The organism is Bradyrhizobium sp. (assembly GCF_049586575.1).
GTDB lineage: Bacteria > Pseudomonadota > Alphaproteobacteria > Rhizobiales > Xanthobacteraceae > Bradyrhizobium.
Window position 1 is genome coordinate 1 of sequence record NZ_JBAVCF010000234.1, and the last position, 3,668, is coordinate 3,668.

Consider the following 3,668-nt stretch of genomic DNA (forward strand, 5'->3'; position numbering starts at 1 on the left):
ACCTGATCCGCATCCCGAAGCTGCTGGCGCAAACCGCTGCCTGACAGGATGACCGTAACTCACCTGTCGCTTCCATACATCGACCCCGGCATAGCACATGCAAAAAGCCAAAGATCAGTCTAAAAATCGTACTTCTTCAGCAGCCTGTTAGCTCCAACCATCAGGCTGGGGCGTCTGCCCTTGGACGCAGACCTTGTTCAAGGATATTGATTCCAATCATAGCGCGACCTTGAAATTGCTGAAGTGATGATGGTCCGAGATCGCACACAACCGGGTGATAGCTGAACCACTAGGATAGGAGGATTACTCCACCTTCGGCCGCGAGGCTACCCCGACACAGAGCGGCAATACTTAGGTTGCCTTCGAGGAGTGAGAAAGCTAGATATATAAAGCTATCTGAAGACGTATGCCAGTGCGCGGGAATGCGCGGTCAAACATGCGAGTCTTCAGTCGCGTCCTAAAACCCAACGTACCGAATGACAGGCACGGATAGAGAAAACATCTACCGAGAATCGGGAGACTGCCAAACGCGTCACCGAGCTCGCGGGCGCATCGGTATTTCACAGCCATCGGTATCCAACTGGACTCACGTTGCGGCTGAGCGCGTTGTTGCGGTGGAGGCGGCAACAGGCGTCACATGCGCGGCGTTACGGCCCGATCTTTGCAGCGATCTCAACACGACTGGATTAGATGACGTCGACCTCATGCGCGCGCACGCCTACGCGCTCCTCGGCAGCCTGCTCCAGCGCGCTCCCGACGCCGATCTGCTTTCGCGCCTTGCGCAATTACGCGGGGACGCATCGCCGCTCGGATTGGCACTGACCGAGATCGCCGCGGCAGCGCATGAAGCCTCGACCGAGGGTGTTGAGCGAGAGTTTTTCGCTCTCTTCATCGGCATCGGCCGCGGTGAAATCGTGCCGTACGCCTCATTCTATTTGACCGGCTTTCTGCATGAGCGCCCGCTGGCGCGGCTTCGCGATGATTTGTCGCGGCTTAGCATCGATCGGGCCGAGGGCGTGGCGGAACCGGAAGATCATGCCGGCATTCTCTGTGAGATTATGGCCGGATTGACGAGCGGCGAGTTGCCAGCGCCAGCCGGCTCGGATCGATTGATTTTCGAGAAGCATATGGCGCCGTGGATCGGACGCTTCTTTGCCGACATCGAAGCCGCCGCAGCGGCGCGGTTCTATCGTCACGTCGGAATGTTCGGACGTCTGTTCCTGCAAATCGAATCGGAAGCTTTCGCGCTCGCCGGCTGACCGGCGCGCGCGTGATCGAGGAGGAATCGCGATGAAGGTCAGGCCGAGCGACGAAAAGATCGTACGACGCCGTGACTTACTGCGCGGAATAAGCGCAGGCGCCATAGGCGGCACCGCCATGCTCGCAACCGCGCCATTCGCCAGCGACGCGTTGGCCGGAAACGAGACCGCCGATGAAAGGCGCAAACCGCGCTACAACGTGAACTCGCCCGATGTTCAGGCGTTCTATCGCGTCAACCGCTACCCCGCGAAGAAGTAAAGGAGCAAAGGCCATGCTGATCAAGCGAACGGAACGACAGGCGCGCCGCGGTTCGCTCACGGCTCTTGCTGCAAATGGTGGTACCGGTCTCGATCGCCGTGCTTTCCTGCGCCGATCCGGCCTTGTTGCAGGCAGCTTCGCGGCAATCGGCACCCTGCCGCTGACTAGCGTGCGGAAAGCCGAGGCTGCTGCGGCTGGTCCGCTTACTTCCGGCGCGACGATCCACAAGGGTATCTGCACGCATTGTGCGGTCGGCTGCACGGTCACGGCGGAAGTCGCCAACGGCGTCTGGATCGGCCAGGAGCCGAGCTGGGATTCGCCGATCAATCGGGGCTCGCATTGCGCCAAAGGCGCCTCGGTACGCGAGTTGGTTAGCGGCGAACGGCGCCTGAAATATCCGATGAAGCTCGTCAACGGCCAGTGGACGCGCATCAAGTGGGACCAGGCAATCGACGAGATCGGCGACAAGATGCTGGAGATCCGGAAGAAATCGGGGGCGGAGTCGGTCTACTGGATCGGTTCGGCCAAGATGACCAATGAGGCCTCCTACTGGATGCGCAAAATGGGTGCGTACTGGGGCACCAACAACACCGACCACCAGGCCCGCATCTGCCATTCGACCACCGTCACCGGCGTGGCCAATACCTGGGGCTACGGCGCGATGACCAACAGTCTTAACGACCTGCGCAACGCCAAAACGATGATCTTCATCGGCAGCAACGCGGCGGAGGCGCATCCGGTCGGCATGCAACACATGCTGGAGAGCAAAGAGCTCAACAAGGGTAACTTCATCGTCTTCGACCCGCGCATGACCCGCACCGCGGCGCATGCGACGGAATACGCCCGCATCCGCCCCGGCACGGACATCCCTGTGCTGTATGGCATGATGTGGCATATTCTCAAGAACGGTTGGGAAGACAAGGAATTCATCAAACAGCGCGTCTATGGCTTCGACGATCTCCGCAAGGAAGTGGAGAAGTGGAATCCGGAGGAGTGCGAGCGCGTGACCGGCGTTCCCGGCAAGCAGATGGAATACATCGCCAAGATGTTCGCCACCGAAAAGCCGGCAACGATCCTGTGGTGCATGGGCCAGACCCAGCACTCCGTTGGCACCGCCAACGTGCGTGCCAGCTGCATCGCCTGTCTGATGACCGGCAATGCCGGTGTCGGTGCCGGCACCGGCGGCAACATCCTGCGCGGCCACGACAACGTGCAGGGCGCGACCGACGTCGGCCTCGATATCGTGACGTTGCCGTTTTATTACGGCCTGACTGATGCCGCCTGGCATCATTGGGCGCGCGTATGGGAGACCGATTACGACTGGTTCGTGTCGCGCTTCGACGACAAAAAGATGATGAACACGTCCGGCATCCCGCTGACACGCTGGTTCGACGCGGTGCTGTTGCCGAAGGACCAGGTTGAACAGAAGGACAATGTCCGCGCAATGTACGTGCAGGGCCATGCCAGCAACTCGATCACGCGCATTCCCGAATCGATGAAGGCACTGAAGGCGCTCGAATTGCTGGTCATCGCCGACCCGCATCCGACCACCTGGGCTTCACTGTCGGTGGAGGCTGGGCGTAAAGAGGGCACTTATCTCCTGCCGGTCGCGACGCAGTTCGAATGCAAGGGCTCGCGCATCGCGACCAACCGCTCGATGCAATGGGCCGATCCGATCGTCAAGCCGATCTTTGAGTCAAAAGACGATCTCGAGGTGATGTACCTGATCGCCAAGAAGCTCGGATTCGCCGACAAGATGTTCAAGAACATCAAGGTCACGAACAATCTTCCAGAGGCCGAGGACATCCTGCGCGAGATCAACCGCGGCAGTTGGTCGACTGGTTACTGCGGCCAGTCGCCGGAGCGTATCAAGGCGCATATGAAGAACCAGCACAAGTTTGATCTTGTGACGTTGCGTGCGCCGAAGGACGACCCGGAAGTCGGGGGCGATTATTACGGCCTCCCGTGGCCGTGCTGGGGATCGCCCGAAGTTCGGCATCCCGGAACGCCTTTGCTTTACGATACGACCAAGAGCATCCAGGATGGCGGCGGCACCTTCCGCGCGCGCTTCGGCGTTGAGCGCGAGGAAAAGCGGCCCGACGGCACCACCGTGAAGGTCAACCTGCTGGCCGAGGGCTCCTATTCCAAGG

At 60.2% G+C, this 3,668-nt stretch carries 3 protein-coding genes and 1 pseudogene; all 4 read left to right on the plus strand.

Annotation, left to right across the window (positions count from 1 at the left end; translation table 11 throughout):
* Positions 1–476 precede the first annotated feature (476 nt).
* Positions 477–650 (plus strand): annotated as a pseudogene (locus WB528_RS09030) (hypothetical protein); the annotation flags it as partial.
* Between the two features lie 54 nt (positions 651–704).
* The gene (locus WB528_RS09035) at positions 705–1,259 is read left to right on the plus strand and encodes a TorD/DmsD family molecular chaperone (RefSeq protein WP_423888079.1); all 555 of its coding nucleotides are present in this window, start codon (positions 705–707) and stop codon (positions 1,257–1,259) included.
* Between the two features lie 31 nt (positions 1,260–1,290).
* Positions 1,291–1,518 carry a formate dehydrogenase gene (locus tag WB528_RS09040; RefSeq protein ID WP_423888077.1) on the plus strand — a complete coding sequence of 76 codons (228 nt, stop codon included), beginning with the start codon at positions 1,291–1,293 and terminating at the stop codon, positions 1,516–1,518.
* A gap of 13 nt (positions 1,519–1,531) precedes the next feature.
* Positions 1,532–3,668 (plus strand): molybdopterin-dependent oxidoreductase (locus tag WB528_RS09045; RefSeq protein ID WP_423888078.1); only part of this gene is annotated, 2,137 nt, incomplete at its 3' end.